The 14,874-nt window shown below is 31.7% G+C and carries 14 protein-coding genes and 1 tRNA gene; 11 read left to right on the top strand and 4 right to left on the bottom strand.

What is annotated here, in order from left to right; translation table 11 throughout:
- Positions 1 to 12: 12 nt before the first annotated feature.
- Entirely contained in the window at positions 13 to 2,835 is a 2,823-nt protein-coding gene (gene mfd, locus Q385_RS0103330; protein ID WP_028950307.1) for a transcription-repair coupling factor, read from the bottom strand.
- Positions 2,832 to 3,743, bottom strand: a complete 912-nt coding sequence (locus Q385_RS0103325; protein WP_028950306.1) for a lytic transglycosylase domain-containing protein — start codon at positions 3,741 to 3,743, stop codon at positions 2,832 to 2,834. Before Q385_RS0103325 ends, mfd begins: the two co-directional genes overlap by 4 nt.
- A gap of 94 nt (positions 3,744 to 3,837) precedes the next feature.
- Here Q385_RS0103325 and Q385_RS0103320 point away from each other — a divergent pair.
- The 3 genes from Q385_RS0103320 (at position 3,838) to mtnP (ending at position 5,496) form a co-directional block, all read left to right on the top strand.
- Positions 3,838 to 3,911 (top strand) — tRNA-Ile (locus Q385_RS0103320).
- A 25-nt stretch (positions 3,912 to 3,936) separates the two neighbouring features.
- Complete coding sequence (locus tag Q385_RS0103315; RefSeq protein WP_028950305.1) at positions 3,937 to 4,647, top strand: zinc ribbon domain-containing protein; 711 nt, start codon at positions 3,937 to 3,939, stop codon at positions 4,645 to 4,647.
- 9 nt (positions 4,648 to 4,656) lie between these two features.
- A complete protein-coding gene (mtnP, locus tag Q385_RS0103310) occupies positions 4,657 to 5,496 on the top strand; it encodes an S-methyl-5'-thioadenosine phosphorylase (protein WP_028950304.1) in 840 nt (279 codons plus the stop codon).
- A gap of 3 nt (positions 5,497 to 5,499) precedes the next feature.
- Here the strand turns inward: mtnP and Q385_RS0103305 are convergent, their stop codons facing one another.
- On the bottom strand, positions 5,500 to 6,420 hold the full coding sequence (locus tag Q385_RS0103305) for a ferritin-like domain-containing protein (protein ID WP_028950303.1): 921 nt from the start codon (positions 6,418 to 6,420) through the stop codon (positions 5,500 to 5,502).
- A 116-nt stretch (positions 6,421 to 6,536) separates the two neighbouring features.
- Here Q385_RS0103305 and lysS point away from each other — a divergent pair, with 116 nt between their 5' ends.
- Genes lysS through Q385_RS0103285 form a run of 4 tightly spaced genes read left to right on the top strand, consistent with a single transcriptional unit; the run spans position 6,537 to position 10,364 of the window.
- Positions 6,537 to 8,270, top strand: coding sequence for a lysine--tRNA ligase (lysS, locus tag Q385_RS0103300; protein ID WP_028950302.1), 1,734 nt, complete (start codon positions 6,537 to 6,539; stop codon positions 8,268 to 8,270).
- A gap of 1 nt (position 8,271) precedes the next feature.
- Positions 8,272 to 9,219: an ADP-ribosylglycohydrolase family protein gene (locus Q385_RS0103295; protein WP_028950301.1), complete on the top strand. Its 948-nt coding sequence runs from the start codon at positions 8,272 to 8,274 to the stop codon at positions 9,217 to 9,219.
- A 13-nt stretch (positions 9,220 to 9,232) separates the two neighbouring features.
- Positions 9,233 to 9,487, top strand: a complete 255-nt coding sequence (gene hfq / locus Q385_RS0103290) for an RNA chaperone Hfq (RefSeq protein WP_028950300.1) — start codon at positions 9,233 to 9,235, stop codon at positions 9,485 to 9,487.
- Between the two features lie 19 nt (positions 9,488 to 9,506).
- Positions 9,507 to 10,364 carry a class I tRNA ligase family protein gene (locus Q385_RS0103285; RefSeq protein ID WP_028950299.1) on the top strand — a complete coding sequence of 286 codons (858 nt, stop codon included), beginning with the start codon at positions 9,507 to 9,509 and terminating at the stop codon, positions 10,362 to 10,364.
- Here Q385_RS0103285 and amrS read toward each other — a convergent pair whose 3' ends face one another.
- Positions 10,365 to 11,387, bottom strand: a complete 1,023-nt coding sequence (gene amrS, locus Q385_RS0103280; protein WP_028950298.1) for an AmmeMemoRadiSam system radical SAM enzyme — start codon at positions 11,385 to 11,387, stop codon at positions 10,365 to 10,367. It abuts the gene before it with no gap.
- Between the two features lie 81 nt (positions 11,388 to 11,468).
- Here amrS and Q385_RS0103275 point away from each other — a divergent pair, with 81 nt between their 5' ends.
- From Q385_RS0103275 to epmA, 4 genes are read left to right on the top strand one after another with little or no spacing between them, the layout of a single operon-like run.
- Positions 11,469 to 13,268 (top strand): HDOD domain-containing protein, encoded by a 1,800-nt coding sequence (locus Q385_RS0103275; RefSeq protein ID WP_028950297.1) that lies wholly within the window; start codon positions 11,469 to 11,471, stop codon positions 13,266 to 13,268.
- 49 nt (positions 13,269 to 13,317) lie between these two features.
- A complete protein-coding gene (gene rplU / locus Q385_RS0103270; RefSeq protein WP_028950296.1) occupies positions 13,318 to 13,608 on the top strand; it encodes a 50S ribosomal protein L21 in 291 nt (96 codons plus the stop codon).
- A gap of 12 nt (positions 13,609 to 13,620) precedes the next feature.
- Positions 13,621 to 13,878 carry a 50S ribosomal protein L27 gene (rpmA, locus tag Q385_RS0103265; protein ID WP_028950295.1) on the top strand — a complete coding sequence of 86 codons (258 nt, stop codon included), beginning with the start codon at positions 13,621 to 13,623 and terminating at the stop codon, positions 13,876 to 13,878.
- 32 nt (positions 13,879 to 13,910) lie between these two features.
- Positions 13,911 to 14,846 carry an elongation factor P--(R)-beta-lysine ligase gene (gene epmA, locus Q385_RS0103260; RefSeq protein WP_028950294.1) on the top strand — a complete coding sequence of 312 codons (936 nt, stop codon included), beginning with the start codon at positions 13,911 to 13,913 and terminating at the stop codon, positions 14,844 to 14,846.
- Positions 14,847 to 14,874 lie beyond the last annotated feature (28 nt).

The following is a 14,874-nucleotide window of genomic DNA, read 5'->3' as shown; positions in this document are numbered from 1 at the left end:
CTTTAATTTTGCTTATTCTATTTTAACGCTTTTGACTGTTTTTTCAAATACCGAATTTAACTCTTCTATATCTTGGATATAAAAATGGATTTTATTTGACTCTACTCTATAAGGCTCAAGGTATTTTATTAGATTATGTATAACTTCTGGTTTTGTATATTCTGAAAATTCTAAAGCCCCTCTACCTTCTTTTAATGAAAGCTTTTCTATCTTTAAAGCCTTTAACATTCTTTTTATCTTTTCAACAGTAAGGTATAGGTTAAAGATAGATGGTAGTTCACTGTAAAACTCTTTAAGATAATTTCTTAACTTTTCTATATCTTCATAGCTTTCTGCTTTTGAGACAGCTAAGTATAGGTTCATTCTTTCCTGTGGGTCTTTTATGAAAGACTGTGGTATGTAATAATCAAAGTCAAGGTCTAACTGAGGTTCAAACTCACTTTCTCCTGAAGCTTCTGTTAGGGCTTCTTTTAAAAGTTTTACGTACATATCAAATCCTACAGACTTTATAAAACCACTCTGCTCTATACCTAAAATGTTTCCTGGACCTCTTATTTGAAGGTCTTCTATTGATACTTTTAACCCTGACCCCGGTCTTGTTAACTTTAAGATTGCGTCAAGTCTTCTTTTTGCATCTTTTGTAATCTCTTTTGGAACAAAAAGATAACAGTAGGCCTGAATGTTTCCTCTTCCTACTCTACCTCTTAAGTGATACAGCTGTGCAAGTCCAAAAAGGTCAGCTCTCTCTACTATTAAAGTATTAGCAGTTGGAATGTCTATTCCTGTTTCTATAATTGAGGTTGACACTAAAATGTCTATTTTACCTTCTATGAAAGAAAGTATTTTCTTCTCTATATCAGAAGGCTTCATCTGTCCATGTATAAAGTCCACTTTTGCGTTTTTAAATAGATTTTTAAGATAGTTCACTCTCACTTCTATCGTTTCTACTCGGTTATGGACGTAAAAAACCTGTCCTTTTCTGCTGAGTTCAAACTCTACAGCTTTTTTAAGTATTTCTTCGTCAAAAGGTGATACAAAAGTTTTAACTTCATATCTACCTTCAGGTGGAGTGTTTATGACAGATATATCTTTTAATCCAGATAGTGCCATATTTAAGGTTCTTGGGATAGGAGTTGCAGTTAAGTAGAGGGTGTCTATGTTCTTTTTCATTTGTCTAATCTTTTCTTTTGCTCTTACTCCAAATCTGTGTTCTTCATCTATTACAAGCAGTCCAAGATTTTTAAATTTTACGTCATCAGACAACGCTTTATGGGTTGCCACAACTATATCTATTTTTCCTTGTTCTAACTTTTTTATTATCTCCTCTTGCTGTGATTTACTTTTTAATCTTGATAGGTTTTCTACAATCAAGCCGTATTTTTCTAACCTTTCTTTAAACTTTACATAGTGCTGGTATGCTAAAACAGTTGTAGGGACTAAAACCAGCGTTTGATAACCGTTTACTGCGTGAATAAATGCTGACCTAATAGCAACTTCTGTTTTACCAAATCCTACATCTCCACATATGAGCCTTTCCATCGGTCTTTCTTTTGACAGGTCTTTTTTTACATCTTTTATGGCTTTAAGCTGGTCTGGTGTTTCAACGTATGGAAAGTCTCTTTCAAACTTTGTTATAAGCTCATTTTCTACATCTAATGGTAGTCTTTTAATGCTCTGTCTTTCAGAGTAAAGCTGAATAAGCTGTCTTGCCAAGTTTTTTAAAGATTCTTTTACTTTCTTCTTAAGATTTTTCCAAGAAGGAGCTCCTATTTTATCAAGTTTTATAAAGCCTTGGGTTTTATACTTGTGAATCTTATCAAAGTGAAGATAAGAGACGTATACCTTTTCTCCTTCCGCATACTCTAAAATCATAAAATCGTAAACTTTTCCCCTTATTTCTCTTGTCTCTATACCTTTGAATATACCTATTCCATAATCTTCGTGTATTATGTAATCTCCCTCTTTTATAGGCTCTACGTCTAAATCTAACTTTTTATCTTCAGTTTCTGGCAGGAATACTACTTTTTCATCTAATAGAACAAGGGGATTTTTAATTGGTATTTTACTAACTTTAAAACTTTCATCAACATCCTTTAAACTTCCTATATTTTTATCTGTTAGATTACTGAAAAAAGATATTTTTTGATTTATGTCTTCAAAAATATCTAAGGTGTAGATATCTTCTTTTATATAATCTTTAAGACAAACAAAATTTTCATCTTCAAGCTTTAAAGGGCTGTTAGATAAAACATCAAAGTCGTAGAGGGGATAAATATAAATCTTGTCTATCTCTTTTTTTGTAAGAAGTTTAGACTTTAAATATAGAGATTCAATCTCATCTCCAAAAAGGTCAATGTCAACTATTCCAACCTTTGGAACGTTTATACTTATGTATCCTCCTTTTACACTAAACTCTCCTTCATTTTCTGGATAATCTTCTTTTATGTAGCCAATTTTTAAAAGTTTCTCAACTAAAAATTCCCTGTCTAAACTATCTCCCTTCTGTAAATTTATCAAAGATTTATAAAAATCTTCTAAGGGTCTTAATCTTACATCTAAAGCATCTTTTGATAGGACTAAGATAGCTTCCTGAGTAGTTAGCCATCTGTAGATTGAGTAGTTTCTCTCTATCTGACTTTCTAAATCTAACACATCTTTTGAAGAAGGTATAAATAGAATTTCTTTGGAGCTGTTAAAAAAGTCTTTGTAAGAAGTAAGATTAATAAAACTTTCTTTTGCTTTTTTTTCAGAGTTTACAATAAAAACAGCTCTATTAAAAGGTTCTTTAACTATAAAGTATTCTGGATAAGAGCTATTTCCTGCGTATATCTTCACGACATATTATTTAACAAATTTTCTGCCAACTTTCCATAACCTTTTGGTACATATAAGTTATACTCGTTTCCATCGTCTGGAATTCTTTTCTTTAAAAAGTGGGGATTTAGCTTTATTAATTTTTCCTTTTCAACGTATATCAATGACGCAATTTTATCTAACGAGTAGCCACCTTTTACTTTTACAACTTCAAAAGAAGGTTCGTTTTTATGTAGCTTTTTTTCTTCCATTATCATCATGGCAACTTCTACAACCGCTAAAAACTTTAAGACATAATTTTGTGTTTGTTTTGGTAAGAAATTTTTAATACTTGCAAAAGAGCTCCCGTGATAACTTGTTTTAGTTATAACTTTGTTATGTCCAGCGTTATAACTTGCTAAAACCAACTTCCAGTCTCCAAACATACCATAGAGCTTTTTTAAATACTTAACAGCTGCCAACGTAGATTTAACAGGGTCTAATCTTTCATCTACTTCTTTGTTAACAATAAGCCCGAGATTCCTTGCTGTTTGTGGCATAAGTTGCCATATACCCGCAGCTCCCTTAGGAGATTTTAAACCATTTATATAATGGCTTTCAATTATAGGTATAAACGCAAGTTCTTTTGGTAGATTATGTTCTACAAGAGTTTTAACGATAATAGGTAAAATATTTTTACCATTTTCAAGATAGCTTTCAATTTCTTTTCTCTTTGATTTTAGTAAAATTTTCTTTTCCTCTTTTAACTTTGTTTCCAGCATTAGATCATCCGATTTAGAGAGAAACTCTTCTAAATCTTTCATAGATTTTGAATTTTCAACCACAGTTTCTACATTTTCACTTACAGCCGTTGGATTAATAAATTCTGCCTGAGCCTTATAAATAAAAACTGTTAATAAAATAACTGCCAATTTCAATAACTTACTCATATCAATACCTCCTTAAGTAAAAGTTATTATAAAACATTTTTTTCTATTTGACAACTTTTAAAAAATGATATATATTATTTATCTCAAAAGTAAAGGGCCCGTAGCTCAGTTGGTTAGAGCAGACGGCTCATAACCGTCCGGCCGGGGGTTCGAGTCCCTCCGGGCCCATAATGAATCTTACAATGAGGTATCAATGGATAGTATCACGGCACAGAACCTGTTAAAACTACAAGAGATAGACCTTAAAATTGAAGAAGCTAAGTCTAAAATAGAAAAAATTCCAGCAGAGATAAAAAAACTTGAAGAAGAAAAACAGAAAGTTATTGACGAATTTGAAGAAACCCTAAAACAGAAAAAACAGTTAGAGCTTTCTAAAAAAGAAAAAGAGATAGACATTCAATCCCTTCAAGATAGAATAAGAAAGATTGAAGATAAACTAAACACCGTAAGAAGCAACGATGAATATAAAGCGTTTTTAAGAGAAAAATCACAGGCAGAAGAAGCTATTATTCACTTAGAAGATGAAATCCTTCAAATAATGCAACAGATAGAAGATTTACAACAAAGGATAAAAGTTTTAGAGAAAGAAAAAGAAGAAAAGATAAAAGAGATAGAAAATCAAATAAATCAAAAACAACAAGAAATCAAAAACTTAGAAGAAGAGTTAAAACAACTTCAAGAAAAGAGAGAAGAGTTAACTAAACAGATAAAACCTCAAGATTTACTTCAGTATGAAACGATAAAGAAAAAAGTAAAAACCAAGGTTATAGCTATTGTAGATGACCAAGTATGTACTGGCTGTTATATGGTTATACCACCAAAAATATTCACTGAACTTTTAAAATCAAATCAGCTCCTAAGATGTCCAAACTGTGGAAGATACCTTTTCTACGAATCTAAGTAAGGAGTGTATATGTTAGGAATAATTGGCGGAAGCGGACTTTATGACATAGAAGGATTAAAAGTCATAGATGAAATAAATGTATCCACTCCTTTTGGAGAACCGTCTGATAAGTATGTAGTAGCAGAGTATAAAGGTAAAAAAGCTGTTTTTCTTCCAAGACATGGTAAAGGACATAAGTATCCTCCCCATCTTATAAATTACAGGGCTAACATTTGGGGCTTTAGGAAGTTAGGAGTAAATAAAATACTCTCTATATCAGCTGTAGGTGGAATAAACCCTCTTTTAAAGCCGGGAGATTTTGTTATATCTGACCAATTTATTGATTTTACAAAGTCAAGAATATCTACATTTTACGAAGGGATTTTATCAAAAGAAGACGATACAGATTTTCAGAACGAAGTTAAGCAGTTTTTAAAAGATAAAAGAGTAGTTCACATTGACGTTACAAACCCTTTCTGTCCTCATATGAGAAGTTTAATAAAAGATATCTGTGAAGAAAAAGGATACAGACATCATACAAAAGGCTGTTATGTAGCTACAGAAGGTCCAAGGTTAGAAACCTCAGCAGAGATAAAAATGTTATCTTTAATAGGTGGCGATATTGTAGGAATGACTTTGGTTCCAGAAATAGTTCTTGCAAGGGAGCTTAATATCCATTTTGCCTCGATAAACATCGTTACAAACCTTGCAGCAGGCATCTCCCAGCATAACCTTACCTCTGAAGAGGTCATACAAATGATGAAAGAAAAAACAGAAGATATAAAACATTTAATCTTAGAGTTTATAGATAGACTTCCCCTTCAATTAAACTGCTCTTGTGAGGAAGTCTTAAGTAAAGCAGCTATCTAATCTTTACTTTTTAAACAAACTTCCAACTGTAAAGGCAGATAAAATTTTACCGTAGTCTTTTTCAGACAGCTGATTGTTTTCTAAGAACTTTTTCAAATCTGTATAGTGGATTTCTCTGTTTGCTATCCTTTCTAATATCCACTGTAGGTCTGGGAGCTGTGTTTTTTGAGATAAGGATAAAAATTGTTCTTTGCTTTCCATCTCTTCTTTAATATTGTAATTAACAATATCGTTTGAATCTTTAACTTTATCAATTTTTGGTAAAGAAACATCTATTTGATAACCTTTTTCAGTTAACTCTTCTGCAATCCATCCAAAGTGTTTCATCTTATCTATTGCCTTTTGTTCCAATTCATCACTTAAATGAGGATTTTTAAATCGTGTTATAAAGGATTGGTAAAGTTCTTCAAGGATTTTTTTGTACTGTCTTTGAAGTATATCATTTAGCAGCTGAGCTATTTCTAATCTTTCTTGTTCCTTAACAGAGGAGCTGTCTTTTACCATCTGTTTTAGATTTTCTTTCATTTTTGTAAAAATTTTACTGTGGGCATCTTCATCACTTATAACTCTTGATAAAATCCTTTTTGCAGATTCATCACTTAAGTCTTTTAACTGTTTTGAATACTCCTGTATCGCCATTAATTCTGCATCTATATCAAGTTGCATAAGGTCTTCTAATGTAGGTGCGTGTAAGAAAACAGAAGCCCTCTCTGATATAGCAGGTTCTCCTCCTAATTCTACAACCTTGTGGGCAAACATTCTTAAATGTCTCATCTCTTCTCTTGCTATTTCTTCAATCTCGTTTTCCGTTTCTGCTTCTCCTATTGTATAAGCGTGGAAAAGATACTGAATGATAGCAGAGTGTTCAAGTGCTATATTGTAGTTAAAGTAGTTTATTATCTTTTCTCTTTCTAAATCCTTCATACTTTACCCTCTTGTTAGATTTTCAAATATAAGTATGGATAAAACTTATGAGAAAGTCAAGGCTTAGAAGAATGTGGTAAAATTTATATTTATATTTAAAAGCTTTGGAGGTTTTAATGTCAGAAGAGATTTTAGAAAGTAGATTAGAAAGATTAAAAAAAATGGAAAAAGAAGGCATAAATCCTTATCCTCATAAATTTGAGACAACCCACAATTTAAAATCTGTTAGAGAAGGCTTAGAGTTTGACCCAGAAGATAAAGAAGTAATATTAAAAGGAAAAATAAAAAGAGTCTCTAAAAAAGATAACGATTACGTAATAAGGTTTGAAGATTTAAACGGACATTCTGAGATTTTAGTTATTTTCCCTCAAAAAGAAAAGTTATCTCCAAATACATTTGCATCTTTTAAAGGAAAGTTAAAAAGAGTTGACGGTAAACTTACTCTTATAGCAGATGAGGTTTACTTTGAAGAAAAAGGTGAAGACGTTTCACAGGTAAAGCAGATTTACGATAAAGACCCTCAAGGTAAAGAAGTTGCAGTAGCTGGAAGGTTAGTTGCTTTAAGAGACCAAGGTAAAGCAGCGTTTGGACACCTACAAGACGCAGACGGTAAACTACAAATCTATTTTAATGCAGACATCTTAGGACAAGAAAACTATCAAAAGGCAATGGAACTGATAGATATAGGAGACATTATTGGAGTAAAAGGCAAATTCTTTAGAACTATGACTGGAGAGCTTACAGTAGAAGTCCATAGCTATCAGATGCTTTCAAAATCTTTAAGACCTTTACCAGAAAAGTGGCACGGACTTAAAGACATAGAGGAAAGGTACAGATACAGATTTTTAGATTTAATAGCAAATCAAAGGTCAAGGGAGATATTTAAATTAAGGTCAAAAGCAATAAAAAGTCTCAGAGAGTTTTTAGAAAGTAAAGGGTTTATAGAAGTAGAAACTCCAATTTTACAACCAGTTGCATCTGGAGCTTTGGCTAAACCTTTTATAACTTACCATAACGCTTTAGATATGAACCTTTACCTAAGAATAGCTCCTGAGCTTTACTTAAAAATGCTTGTGGTAGGTGGTTTTAACAGAGTTTTTGAGATAGGTAGAAATTTTAGAAACGAAGGAATAGACACAACTCACAACCCTGAATTTACGATGGTAGAGTTTTACGCTGCCTACCTTGATTATAACGATTTAATGGCGTTGACAGAGGAGCTTTTCAGAAAAATTTTATTAGATACAGTTGGAACTTTAAAGATAAAGTGGGAAGACCAAGAGATAGACTTTGAAAAACCATTTAGAAGACTTCCTTTCTTTGAAGCATTAAAACAAAAAACAGGAAAAGATAAAGAGTTTTTCTTAGATTATGAAAAAGCAAAAAACTTTGCAAAAGAAGTAGGAATACCAAAAGCAGACACCTTAACCCATATGAAAATCTTAGACAAACTTTTTGAGCATTTTGTAGAAGAAGATTTAGTCCAGCCTACTTTTGTTATAGATTTTCCAAAAATCCTATCTCCTTTAGCAAAAACCCATAGAAATGACCCAGACTTAGTAGAAAGATTTGAGCTTATTATAAACAAACAAGAGCTTGCAAATGCTTACACAGAGTTAAACGACCCGTTTGACCAAAGAGAAAGGTTTATCCAACAGATAAGAGAAAAAGAGATGGGTGATGAAGAAGCTATGGACGTAGATGAAACGTTTTTAACAGCACTTGAGTACGGACTTCCTCCTACTGCAGGTGAAGGCATAGGAATAGATAGACTTGTAATGATGTTAACTGACAGTGTATCTATAAGAGAAGTTATACTATTCCCTACTTTAAGACCAGAAGGAAAGTAAAATGGAAGATAAATTCATAGGAGCTTTTTTAGGAGCTGCAGTTGGTGATAGTCTTGGAATGATGGTAGAAGAGCTCCCTATAGATGACGTTATAGAGTTTTATGGAGAGCCTGTTAAAGACTTAATGGTTCCACATCCATCATCTCCCTCTTACTTCCTAAGACCAGGAGAAAACACCAGTGAGTTTGAAATTATCACAATAGTTGCAAAATCAATAATAGATAGAAAGATGATAGACATAAAAGACATAATAGAAAAGTACATACAGTGGTTTGAGAGGTCCCAAGTCCATAGCTATGTAGACCCTCACTTTTTACTTGCGATTGAGTCTATAATAGAAGGTCAAGACATAGAAAAAGGTGGGTCAACTATAGACCACGCTTTACCAGCAGTCCCAATAGGACTTTACCACTATAAAAATCCTTACTTGGCAGTAGAAGCTGCAAAAACTGCCTGTATGCTTACAACAAGAAACGAACTTGTTTTAGACGTAGCATCAGCAATATGTGTAGCTCTTTCTGAGCTTGTTCAAGATAAATTTTACCTTCCAGATGAAAATGAGTACTTTGTAAAGCATCTTAAAAACTTTACATTTAAAAATGAGACAAAACATTACCTAAACAAAGTTATAAACCTTTTAAAAGAAGATGCAGATTACGAAAAAGCTATAAACGAGCTTGGAAACGGAAGTTTTGTGTTAGAATCTTTTTCTCAAGCACTGTTTATATTTTTAAAAACACCTCACGATACAGAAACTGTTATAGTAAAAGCCGCTAACAGTTATGGTTATTACGGAGGAGATACAGACAGTATAGCTCTTTTAGCAGGATTATTTGCAGGGGCTTATAACTCAGAAGAGTCAATACCAGAAAGATGGAAGGAAAATCTACTGAAAAAAGAGTATATTATTGATATATCAAAAAAGCTTTATGAAGTAGCACTACACTGACAGGAGGTTTAATATGGCAAAACAAAAAGACAACAGACTTCAAGAAAAGTTTTTAAACACAATAAGAAAAGAAAAAGTTAGATGTGATGTTTATCTTGTAAATGGAGTAAAGTTAGAAGGAAAGATAAAATACTTTGATAACTTTACATTACTACTCAAAGAAGGACCAAGACAGGTATTAGTTTATAAACACGCTATAACAACCATCGCACCTAAAAAAGAGATAGAGTTTGAATTTGACCAAGAAGAAGCCCAAGACCAAGAATAACATATAAGAGGTACCCTTAATGAAAATAAAGGACTTTTTAAAAGAAAACCATCTAAATATAAATGATAATGCAAAGCTTTTACTTGAAAAGTTAGCAGTAGATACGTCTATTTTATCAAAACTTGAAGAAACCTATGGAAAATCAGACAAAATGTCTAAATCAAAACATAACACCGTTGACCCAGATGAAATGGTAAAAAAATACGGAGCTGATACTGTAAGACTTTACACACTTTTTGCAGCTCCTCCCGAAAACAACTTTGACTGGACAGAAAGTGGTATAGAAGGAGCTCACAGATTTGTAAAAAGATTTTTTAACTACATTACTCAGCATTTAGATTTAGTTAAAGATGTATCTTATACGGAAGAAGACTTTAAAAACTTATCAGAAGAAGATTTAAAAATAAGGAAAAAACTACACTGGACTATTAAAAAAGTAAAGTCTGATATAGAGAAGAACTTTCAGTTTAACACGGCAATAGCTGCAATGATGGAGCTTCTAAATGAGTTGTATGACTACAAAAGTAAAAACTCTAAAGTTCTAAGGGAAGTTTTTGAAAAATTTATACTTTTAATATCTCCTTTTACTCCGTTTATGGCAGATTATCTTTGGAATAAATTGGGCAACAGCGGATTTACTATAGACTATCCTTATCCTACCTACGATGAGAATCTACTGATAGAAAAAGAAAAAGAGATACCAGTTCAAATAAATGGAAAGTTAAGAGCTACAATAAAAGTTCCAGTAGATGCTACTGAGGAAGATGTTGTAAATATAGCTTTAAACAATCCCGATGTTAAAAAATGGACAGAAGGAAAACAGATTACTAAAACTATATTTATTCAAGGAAAGATTTTAAACCTTATAGTTAAGTGATTATTTCCAAACTCCTTTTATAGCAGTAGCACATTTAGTACATTTACCATCTACAAGGTGGTTTTTAACAAACTGTCCAACGTATCCAGACCTTTCTATAACTTTAAAATTACAGTTTGGACAGTAGGTTGACTCTCTATCTTCATCTAATACATTTCCTACGTATACATAGTTTAATCCTTCTTCTTTTCCTATATCGTAAGCCTCAATAAGTTTAGATATAGGTGTAGGTGGATGGTCTTTCATCTTATACATAGGGTAAAATTTTGATATATGCCAAGGAATATCTTTATCTATAGATGCTATAAATCTTGCTATATCTCTTAACTCTTCTTTACTATCATTTTCTCCTGGTATTATTAAAGTTGTAATCTCTATCCATATACCCAATTTGTATGCGTATTCTATAGCCTCTAAAACTGGTTTTAATCTTGCACCACAGATTTCTCTGTAAAATTTATCTGTAAAAGCTTTTAAATCTATGTTTGCCGCATCTAAATAAGGTCTTATAGTGTCAAGAGCTTCTTTGGTTTCATAACCGCTACTAACAAAAACAGTTTTAATACCGTACTCTTTAGCAAGTTTAAATGTGTCGTAAGCATACTCAAAAACAACTACCGGCTCGTTATAGGTAAAAGCTATAGAAGGAATATTCTGAGTTTTTGCTATATTTACAATGGTTTGTGGGATAAGATTTTCGCCAAAAACATCAAAGTTATGCTCTTTCGGATATTGAGAAATCTCCCAGTTTTGACAGAATTTACAACTAAAATTACATCCTACAGTTCCAACGGATAGAATATCTGTACTGGGTAGAAAATGGAATAATGGTTTTTTTTCTATAGGGTCTATATTATAGGCAGCTGCCAAGCCATAAACTGTTAAGTAAAGCTGACCATCCTCGTTTTTTCTTATACCACATTTACCATACTCTCCAACATCTAAAACACACCTTTGAGAACATGCTTTACATAAAACTTTATTTTCTTTCCTTTTTTCTGATAACCATGCTTGTACTTTCATTGTGTATCACCTGTTATGATATAATCTTAAAAAATAAATATATGCCAAAATTTTGTAAAATCATTATTAAATGAGGAAAAAATGGAAGAGTTTGAATTACGCTGGGATAAGTATTATTTAGAAAACATAAAGATAGAAGACTACGGATACGCTGAGTTTATATCAAAAACTCTACTTAGAATAAAAACAGATAAAAAAACAAACCTAATTCAAGAAGGTTTAACTATTCCAGTTAAAATAAATGGAAAAGAGTATAGATGCTTTGTAAAAGAGATAACAGAAACACGGATTGACCTTGTTTTTAAACAAGATTTTGAAGATGTAGAGTTTATAAAGAAAAATACAAAATACTTAAAAACCTTTTCAACAACTAAAAAGTACTCTATATCAGAGAAGGATTTTGACAGTATAAATTTATCTCCCGAATTTATCAACCTTATAAACCTTTTAGCAGAAGTTGACGACCCTAACACAGATGCAGAAAGTTTAGCTTTTTTAATCAATCCTTTAACGTTATTAAAAAATAAGATAATTGAAACGGCGAATTCTATTTCAGAAGGAGCTGTTGAAGAAATAAAAGACTTACCAACAGCTATATCAAGAATTGGTTTAGAAAAATTAAAAAAGTTAGTTTATCAGTATTTTGAACTGTTTATAACCACTTACAAATCTCCACTTCCAGACTTTGAAGAATTTAATCAAGTTAATTTAACTAAAGTAGAGCTTTTTAAGAAACTCCCACCTTTAATATCTTTTCAACCTAAAAAGAAAGCAGGCTTGCTTTTACTTTTACTTGAGCTTATATCTTCTTCCGTTATCCTATTTGCAAAAAAAGATGAAAAATATAAAAAACTAATAAAAAACACTGTAAAACTTTACTCTTACATAACAAGGATTTATGAGAAAGTCTTTTTTGGAGAAGATTTTTTATCTATGAATAAAGATTTCCTAAATAGAAGATTTAAATTTTTAGTTGAAGTAAACGACAGTTATAAGCTGGCACATTTAATCCTTAACCCTCAACTGTCCTTACAATCTCAGCAGTTAAATCTCTCTAACAGAAACTTAAAAAGAGCTTATATCTTTTACTTAATATTTTTAGGTTTAAACTATCTTGTTTACAACGATAAAAAAAGTGGATATATACTTTACAACAAACTCAGAAGATTTGGAATGTCTTTAAATGAAGCGGTTGAATTCTTAAATGAGATAGTATTTTTCGTTAATAAAATACTGTCAGCTTTGAAGATAAAACCATTTTTAAGAACTCCTTCACCAGTAAACTACACGATAAACTGTAAAAAGGCCTTTCCAGAAACAGGAAGCTTTGTAGACTTAATTGAAGAATTTAAAAAAGTTGGTAGTGGTAGAAAAAACAGATTAATTTTAAGAACGCAAGATACTGCATTTACAGGATACCTTTTAAATTACCTTTTAAACGACTTAGAGGTAGGTTTATCATCTAAAACCTACATTGTAATACCTTGTGAATCTATTCAAAGTCCAGACTCTTTACTGATAGAAAACTTGTCAGGTTTTGATATAGTTTATTTTAAAAATTTAGATAAGCTTTATCCTGTGTTTTATAGAGAATTTTATAAACTCTGGAAAAATTTTGAAGGAATAATCATGGGAGACTACTCTTATTACTCATTTATAGATCACGATACTCAAAAGATTCAGCTTTTCCATGTAATAAAAGACGCAAAATTTGACGTTCCGTTTATAACAAAAGAAAAACAAGCTTACGACTTTATAGTGTCTAAACTTAAAGATGAGTATATATCACTATTTGAAGCAACTGACTTTAAAAATGTTGATAAAATAAGTAATGATTTATACGATTTTGAATCTGTTGCAAAGATGTTGCTACAAGAATAAGTTTTGTGATATACTATCTAATCTAACATTCCAGAAAAAGGAGGCATTTATGTACGCTGTTATAAAGACAGGTGGAAAGCAGTATAAAGTTGAGTCAGGAGCACTTTTAAAGGTTGAAAAGCTTTGTGCTAACGAAGGGGACAAGATAGAGATCCCTGCTATATGTGTAAAAGATGATCAAGGAAACTTGAAAACAGAAGGTACAGTAAAGGCAACTGTATTAAAACACGGAAAACACAAAAAAGTTTTAGTATTCAAATACAAAAGGAAGAAGAACTACAAAAGATTAAACGGACACAGACAACCCTTTACTTTATTAAAGATTGAAGAAATAGCTTAAGGAGGAAATGATATGGCATCAAAGGCAAGTGGTGGTTCAACACGTAACGGTCGTGATAGTATATCTAAACGCCTTGGAGTTAAAAGATACGATGGGCAGGTTGTAAGAGCAGGTAACATTCTAATAAGACAGAGAGGAACAAAGGTATATCCCGGTAAAAATGTTGGAATGGGAAAAGATTACACTCTCTTTGCCTTAATTGATGGAAAAGTTAAGTTTGAAACATCTAAAGGTAAAAAAGTTGTAAGCGTATATCCTGTAGAAAGTTAAACTCTTGCGGGCTAGTAAGCCCGCTTTAATCTATGAAAGAGATCTTTGAAAAAAAATCCAAAATATACCAGTCTATCAGAGATTATTTTTACAAAACAGGTGCAATAGAGGTTTTCACAGACATTCTATTAGACTATCCCAACTTAGATAGTAATATATATCCAGTAGAACTTTTTGTTTTCAATGAAAAAAAAGAAAAGATAAGAAAGTTTCTTCATACATCTCCTGAGCCTAAAATGAAAAAAATCATCTCTCAAATAAAGTCAGACATTTTTCAAATAACAAAAGTCTTTAGAAATTTTGAAGGCTCTTACAAGCATAAGATAGAGTTTACGATGCTTGAATGGTACAGAGTAAATTACAACCTTGAAGACCTAATGGAAGACACTAAAAACATATTCATAGAAACAGCAATATCTTTGTATAGAAAACCTTTTATTACTTATAAAGGGAAAAACTACGATTTAACAAACTGGGAAAAAATAACAGTAGATGATGCTTTTTACAGGTACACAAAAATATATCCTGATAACATTGAAAAGATGAATGAGTTTTTAAAACAAAATGAACCTTACTTTAAAGGAAGTGATAACTGGGAAGAGTTATTTTTTCATATATACGCTTTCTATGTAGAGCCAAATTTAGGATTAGAAAAACCAATTTTTGTATACGATTATCCGCCACAGCTTTCAGCCTTTGCAAAAGTAGAAAATGGTAAAGGAAAAAGGTTTGAAGCTTATATACACGGTATAGAGCTTGTAAACGGTTATGATGAGTTAAACAACCCACAAGAGTTAGAAAAAAGACTACTTAAAGATATAGAAATTAAAAAGAAAGAAGGATTTGACTATCCTTTAGACACAGAGTTTATTCAAACCGTTAAAAATCTTCCTCAGTCAGCAGGAGCTTCACTAGGATTAGATAGATTTATAATGGTGTTTTTAGATTTAGAATCAGTACATTTATAGTATAATAAAGTAAAACCCAAGGAGGGTT

The organism is Sulfurihydrogenibium subterraneum DSM 15120, from assembly GCF_000619805.1.
GTDB classification, from domain to species: Bacteria; Aquificota; Aquificia; order Aquificales; family Hydrogenothermaceae; genus Sulfurihydrogenibium; species Sulfurihydrogenibium subterraneum.
The sequence above is the reverse complement of the archived record's forward strand: the minus strand, read 5'-3'. Positions and strand labels throughout refer to the sequence as shown.

Coding starts and splice junctions, on each gene's coding strand:
- Q385_RS0103275 (WP_028950297.1), top strand. CDS start 11,469: ATGGAAGAGTTTGAATTACGCTGGGATAAGTATTATTTAGAAAACATA.
- Q385_RS0103285 (WP_028950299.1), top strand. CDS start 9,507: ATGAAAATAAAGGACTTTTTAAAAGAAAACCATCTAAATATAAATGAT.
- lysS (WP_028950302.1), top strand. CDS start 6,537: ATGTCAGAAGAGATTTTAGAAAGTAGATTAGAAAGATTAAAAAAAATG.
- Q385_RS0103305 (WP_028950303.1), bottom strand. CDS start 6,420: ATGAAGGATTTAGAAAGAGAAAAGATAATAAACTACTTTAACTACAAT.
- Q385_RS0103315 (WP_028950305.1), top strand. CDS start 3,937: ATGGATAGTATCACGGCACAGAACCTGTTAAAACTACAAGAGATAGAC.
- epmA (WP_028950294.1), top strand. CDS start 13,911: ATGAAAGAGATCTTTGAAAAAAAATCCAAAATATACCAGTCTATCAGA.
- rpmA (WP_028950295.1), top strand. CDS start 13,621: ATGGCATCAAAGGCAAGTGGTGGTTCAACACGTAACGGTCGTGATAGT.
- mtnP (WP_028950304.1), top strand. CDS start 4,657: ATGTTAGGAATAATTGGCGGAAGCGGACTTTATGACATAGAAGGATTA.
- Q385_RS0103325 (WP_028950306.1), bottom strand. CDS start 3,743: ATGAGTAAGTTATTGAAATTGGCAGTTATTTTATTAACAGTTTTTATT.
- amrS (WP_028950298.1), bottom strand. CDS start 11,387: ATGAAAGTACAAGCATGGTTATCAGAAAAAAGGAAAGAAAATAAAGTT.
- hfq (WP_028950300.1), top strand. CDS start 9,233: ATGGCAAAACAAAAAGACAACAGACTTCAAGAAAAGTTTTTAAACACA.
- rplU (WP_028950296.1), top strand. CDS start 13,318: ATGTACGCTGTTATAAAGACAGGTGGAAAGCAGTATAAAGTTGAGTCA.
- Q385_RS0103295 (WP_028950301.1), top strand. CDS start 8,272: ATGGAAGATAAATTCATAGGAGCTTTTTTAGGAGCTGCAGTTGGTGAT.